The sequence below is a fragment of the Streptomyces sp. 150FB genome (genome assembly GCF_000818195.1).
In the GTDB taxonomy this organism is placed as follows: Bacteria; Actinomycetota; Actinomycetes; order Streptomycetales; family Streptomycetaceae; genus Streptomyces.
In genome coordinates, this window is the sequence record NZ_JTHL01000001.1 from 6,035,758 (window position 1) to 6,041,182 (window position 5,425).

General features: G+C 69.7%; 5 protein-coding genes. 4 read left to right on the top strand and 1 reads right to left on the bottom strand.

Annotation, left to right across the window (positions count from 1 at the left end; all coding sequences use genetic code 11):
- Positions 1–143 precede the first annotated feature (143 nt).
- Positions 144–1,685 carry a histidine ammonia-lyase gene (gene hutH, locus QR77_RS26080; RefSeq protein ID WP_040024516.1) on the top strand — a complete coding sequence of 514 codons (1,542 nt, stop codon included), beginning with the start codon at positions 144–146 and terminating at the stop codon, positions 1,683–1,685.
- Between the two features lie 33 nt (positions 1,686–1,718).
- Here hutH and QR77_RS26085 read toward each other — a convergent pair whose 3' ends face one another.
- The gene (locus QR77_RS26085) at positions 1,719–1,910 is read right to left on the bottom strand and encodes a hypothetical protein (RefSeq protein ID WP_040024517.1); all 192 of its coding nucleotides are present in this window, start codon (positions 1,908–1,910) and stop codon (positions 1,719–1,721) included.
- 106 nt (positions 1,911–2,016) lie between these two features.
- On the opposite strand from QR77_RS26085, the gene QR77_RS26090 reads away from it, so the two are divergent.
- From QR77_RS26090 to QR77_RS47865, 3 genes are all read left to right on the top strand, one after another.
- Positions 2,017–2,391, top strand: coding sequence for a hypothetical protein (locus tag QR77_RS26090; RefSeq protein WP_078877142.1), 375 nt, complete (start codon positions 2,017–2,019; stop codon positions 2,389–2,391).
- 212 nt (positions 2,392–2,603) lie between these two features.
- Positions 2,604–3,878, top strand: coding sequence for an Ig-like domain-containing protein (locus tag QR77_RS26095; RefSeq protein ID WP_040024518.1), 1,275 nt, complete (start codon positions 2,604–2,606; stop codon positions 3,876–3,878).
- 195 nt (positions 3,879–4,073) lie between these two features.
- Positions 4,074–5,425 (top strand): ABC transporter permease (locus tag QR77_RS47865; RefSeq protein WP_236710818.1); only part of this gene is annotated, 1,352 nt, incomplete at its 3' end.

A 5,425-nucleotide genomic window follows, 5' to 3' on the forward strand; every position in this document is an offset into this window, starting at 1 on the left:
CTGGCGGACGCCCCGCCGCCGAGGGAGGGCGACCGCCGCCGCTTCCGCGACGCCCGGCTGCCTCCGGCTCCGCCCTCGTCCGAGAGCTGAGAGGCCGACGGGTGACAGGCCTTGATTCAATACGTACGCTGCTGAATATGGATATGCACACTGTCGTGGTGGGGACGTCCGGGACCACCGCCGAGGACGTCGTCGCCGTGGCGCGCGGGCACGCCCGTGTCGAACTCTCGGCCGACGCGCTCGCCGCCCTCGCCGCCGCGCGCGAGATCGTTGAAGCGCTGGCCGCCAAGCCCGAGCCCGTGTACGGCGTTTCGACCGGGTTCGGGGCCCTCGCCAGCCGGCACATCGGGCCCGATCTGCGGGCGCAGTTGCAGCGCAACATCGTGCGCAGCCACGCCGCGGGGATGGGTCCGCACGTCGAACGCGATGTCGTCCGCGCGCTGATGTTCCTGCGGCTGAAGACCGTGGCGTCCGGCCGTACCGGCGTACGGCCGGAGGTCGCGCGGACCATGGCCGACGTGCTGAACGCCGGGATCACGCCGGTCGTGCACGAGTTCGGCTCGCTCGGCTGCTCCGGCGACCTCGCGCCGCTGTCGCACTGCGTCCTCACGCTGATGGGCGAGGGGGACGCCGAGGGGCCCGACGGCGTCGTCAGGCCCGCCGGGGAACTGCTCGCCGCGCACGGCATCACGCCCGTCGAACTGCGCGAGAAGGAGGGGCTGGCGCTGCTCAACGGCACCGACGGCATGCTCGGCATGCTCGTCATGGCCCTCGCCGACCTGCGACGGCTCTACACCTCCGCCGACATCACCGCAGCGCTGACCATGGAGGCGCTGCTCGGTACGGACAAGGTGCTCGCGCCCGAACTGCACGCCATCCGCCCGCACCCCGGCCAGGCCGCCAGCGCCGACAACATGCTGAGGGTGCTCGCCGGATCGGGGCTCATCGGGCACTTCCAGGAGGACGAGGCGCCGCGCGTGCAGGACGCGTACTCCGTACGGTGCGCACCGCAGGTCGCCGGCGCCGGCCGGGACACGCTGGCGTACGCCCGGCTCGTGGCCGACCGCGAACTCGCCGCCGCCGTCGACAATCCGGTGGTGCTGCCGGACGGCCGGGTCGAGTCCAACGGCAACTTCCACGGCGCGCCCGTGGCGTACGTTCTGGACTTCCTGGCCATCGCCGCCGCCGACCTCGGGTCCATCGCCGAGCGCCGTACCGACCGGCTGCTCGACAAGAACCGCTCGCACGGGCTGCCGCCGTTCCTCGCCGACGACGCCGGGGTCGACTCCGGTCTGATGATCGCGCAGTACACCCAGGCCGCCCTGGTCAGCGAGATGAAGCGGCTGGCCGTCCCCGCTTCGGTCGACTCGATCCCGTCGTCCGCGATGCAGGAGGACCACGTGTCGATGGGCTGGTCGGCGGCGCGCAAACTCCGTACGGCCGTCGACAACCTGACGCGGATCGTGGCCGTCGAGCTGTACGCGGCCACCCGCGCCATCGAGTTGCGTACGGGCCTCATCCCCGCGCCCGCCTCGGCGGCCGCCATCGGGGCGCTGCGCGCGGCGGGTGTCGAGGGGCCGGGACCCGACCGTTTCCTCGCGCCCGACCTCGCAGGCGCCGACGCCTTCGTACGGCAGGGCGAGTTGGTGGCCGCCGTCGAGGCGGTCACCGGACCGCTGGCCTGAGGGCCGTACCTCTTCGGCGCCGCCGCCCCGGTCTCAGTGCGCGTACGGGACCGGGCGCGGCGCGTTCCGCGCGCTGCCCGCGGCGGACGTGTCCGAGGAGGTGACGGACGGCCGGTGCGCACCGCTCTGCTCGTCTCTGGCGTGCGCCGAAGGCACGAAACACAGGCCACAGAGGAGCGCGGCGGCGGCCGTGGCGGTCAGAAGCAGTCGGGGTGTGACAGACACGTAATCGATCCCCTTTGGCAAAGCTGAATTACTGCGTCCGCCGATGCTAGTGAAAGCAGCGGGTCGTGGGAAAGCCATGGGCGTCAAGAGCCCTACGCTCCCTCGTATGACCACTTCTGAGACATCACGGTATGTGCGCGTACGGGTGGAATTAGTGCTGGAGATCGACGACCTGGAACAGGTGAGTTCCGCGGCCCTGGACCGCATCGCGGCCGACGAATCCATGTCCGTGGACGAGCGGAGGCATGCGGAGACCGCGGTGGGGGAAGACGAGGCTGAGGCACTCGCGTACCTCATCGAACCGTTTGACCTGGTCAGCGGCGTGCCGGGGCTCCAGCTCGCCCAGGCCTCGTGGACGAGCGAGCAGATCGACTACGACCCGGAAGCGGTGGCGTGGGACCCGTACGACGGCGATGACGAACCCGCCGACGAGGAAGACCCCGCCGACGAGGACGGGCCGGGAGACCGGTTCGGACGATGACGAAAGCGACGAAAGTGACGAAGAGAACGGTGGGACCGGTCGGCTCAAGCGCCCAGGCGTGACACCCTGAGAAGCCCCGGTCCCGCGCAGCCGACGGGCCGGGGCGCGCCCATTGCCATGGCGAGTGGTCTTCGCCACATCTCCGGCACATGTGGAACCGGACTACCCGGCAAGGGTGTTCTGACAAGTTATCGGCAGGGTAAGCGGCGACGATGGAGATACGTGTGATGACGGTCAGCAAGCGGCGCAGGGGCCTTACGGCCGCGACCGCACTGCTCGGCGGCGTTCTGGTGCTTTCGGCCTGTAACGACGGCAAGGACAACAGCGGCGCCGCGGCCACCGGCGGTACGAAGCAGTCGACGCAGGCGCAGGCCGACGAGGCGGCCGCCAAGGACACTTCCGACGCGCAGATAGCCATCACGCCCAAGAACGGCGCGACGAACGCGGGAATCAACGACGACGCCAAGGTCACGGTCAGCAAGGGCACGCTCACCCAGGTGTCCATGACCACCGCCGACGGCACCGCAGTCAAGGGCACGCTCGCCGCCGACGGCCTGAGCTGGAAGCCGGACGGGCAGCTCGACCGCTCCACCACGTACAAGATCGCGGCGACCGCGAAGGACTCCCAGGGCCGCACGGCGAACGAGAACGGGTCGTTCACCACCGTCTCGCCCGCCCACAGCTTCATCGGGAACTTCACCCCCGAGGACGGCTCCACGGTCGGCGTCGGCATGCCGGTCTCGATCAACTTCGACAAGGCGATCACGGACAAGAAGGCCGTCCAGTCCGGGATCACCGTCACGTCGAGCAGCGGCCAGGAAGTCGTCGGCCACTGGTTCAACTCGCAGCGCCTGGACCTGCGCCCCGACCAGTACTGGCAGGCCGGTTCCAAGGTCACCCTGAAGCTGAACCTGGACGGGGTGCAGGGCGCCGCCGGCACGTACGGCGTCCAGCAGAAGACCGTCTCGTTCACGGTCGGCCGCAACCAGGTCAGCACGGTCGACGCCAAGGCGAAGACCATGGTCGTCCAGCAGAACGGCAAGACGATCAAGACCATCCCGATCTCGGCCGGATCGCCCGAACACACCACGTACAACGGCCAGATGGTGATCTCCGAGAAGTACAAGAAGACCCGCATGGACGGCGCGACGGTCGGCTTCACGGACTCCGACGGCAAGGGCGAGTACGACATCAAGGACGTCCCCGACGCCATGCGGCTCTCCAGCTCGGGCACCTTCGTGCACGGCAACTACTGGGGTGCCCCTTCGGTCTTCGGCAGCGCCAACACCAGCCACGGCTGTGTCGGCCTCCAGGACGTGAAGGGCGCGGGCGACCCGAACATGCCGGCGCACTGGTTCTTCGAGCACTCGCTCATCGGTGACGTGGTGGTCGTCAAGAACTCGAACGACAAGACCATCGCCCCGGACAACGGGCTCAACGGCTGGAACATGAGCTGGTCGGCGTGGAAGGCCGGTTCGGCCGTCTGACGGTGATCGTGATCCGACCGGTGACGTGACCTGCCCGATCTGATCGGTCTGATCCACCCCGGTCCGACCCTGGTCCGATCATCCAGCTACGCCCACGGCGGCGGCACCCTCCCGGTGCCGCCGCCGTCGGCGTTCTCATCCAAGTCTCATGACGGCCTCAACCCCTCATCACACCGGGCGCCTAGCTTCACGCTCATGTTCTTCACCTACCTCAGGCGTGAGTTGCGCCGTCGCAGAAAAGCGGCACTCGTCGTCGCCTCAGGGCTCGCACTCGGCATCGCCCTTGTGATCGTTGTCAGTTCCGTCTCCACCGGCATGGGCCAGGCCCAGGACAAGGTCCTCCAGTCGCTGTACGGACTCGGTACGGACATGACGGTCACCAAGGCCGCACCGCCGCCGGGCTCGGGCAGTACGGGGCGCCCCCGCTTCCAGTTCAACGCCAAGGGCAGCGGGGACACCGGCAAGCAGAGCAGCGACCGGGTGACCGTGAAGGGCTTCCAGACCCTCGCCTCCTCCACCGTCGCCAAGGTGGGCTCGCAGAGTGATGTGGCGTCGGCGGTCGGCGGGCTCAGCCTCTCCGTCCTGAAGGTCAACGGGTCGTTCACCCGGGGCGAGTTCAAGCAGTTCAAGCAGCAGAACCAGGCCGGGGGCGGGCGGGGCGGCGCCGGTGCGGGAGGCGCGGGAGGCGCGGGAGGCGGTCAGCCGCAGGGGCAGGTGCAGGGCGGCGGGGCCAACTTCGACGTCGACTCCTTCAGCGTGTTCGGCACGGACGTCACCCACCTCGACCTCGGCCCGCTCACCTCCTCGAAGATCACTTCGGGCCGTACCTTCACGGCCGGTGAGACCGCGGCGAAGGTCGCCGTCGTCGACAGCGCGTACGCCGAACAGCAGAAGCTGAAGGTCGGTTCGTCGGTCACCGTCTCCGGTACGGCGTACAAGGTCGTCGGCGTCGCCACGGCCGACAGCGGTGACGCGGCGGCCAATGTCTACCTGCCGCTGGGGCAGGCCCAGACCCTGGCCGACGCCAAGGACAAGATCACCACCGTCTATGTGAAGGCCTCGGACTCGCAGCGGATCGACGCCGTCAAGGCCTCGATCCAGAAGAACGTCCCCGGCACGACCGTCACCACGTCGGCGGACCTCGCCGACACCGTCTCCGGCTCCCTCTCCACGGCGTCCGGGCTCGCCTCCACGGTCGGCAAGTGGCTCTCCATCGTGGTGCTGATCGCCGCGTTCCTGGTGGCGGGGCTGCTCACCTCGTCGGCGGTCAGCCGCCGCGTACGGGAGTTCGGCACGCTGAAGGCGCTCGGCTGGAAGAGCGGCCGGGTGACCCGGCAAGTGGTCGGCGAGGCCGTCGTGAACGGCCTGATCGGCGGCGTACTCGGCATCGCCCTCGGTGTCCTCGGCGCGTACATCGTCACGGCGGTCAGCCCGACGCTCACCGCGAAGCTCGGCGGCGGCGCCGGCGGCGGGGGTGCCGGCGGAGGCCAGGGCGGCGCCGGGTTCGGTGGCGGCGGAGGTGGCTTCGGCGGCGGAGGAGGCGGGGG

What these genes read in the sequence shown, in the direction of transcription:
- hutH (WP_040024516.1), top strand. Translation starts at nt 144, where the DNA reads ATGCACACTGTCGTGGTGGGGACGTCCGGGACCACCGCCGAGGACGTC.
- QR77_RS26090 (WP_078877142.1), top strand. Translation starts at nt 2,017, where the DNA reads ATGACCACTTCTGAGACATCACGGTATGTGCGCGTACGGGTGGAATTA.
- QR77_RS26095 (WP_040024518.1), top strand. Translation starts at nt 2,604, where the DNA reads ATGGAGATACGTGTGATGACGGTCAGCAAGCGGCGCAGGGGCCTTACG.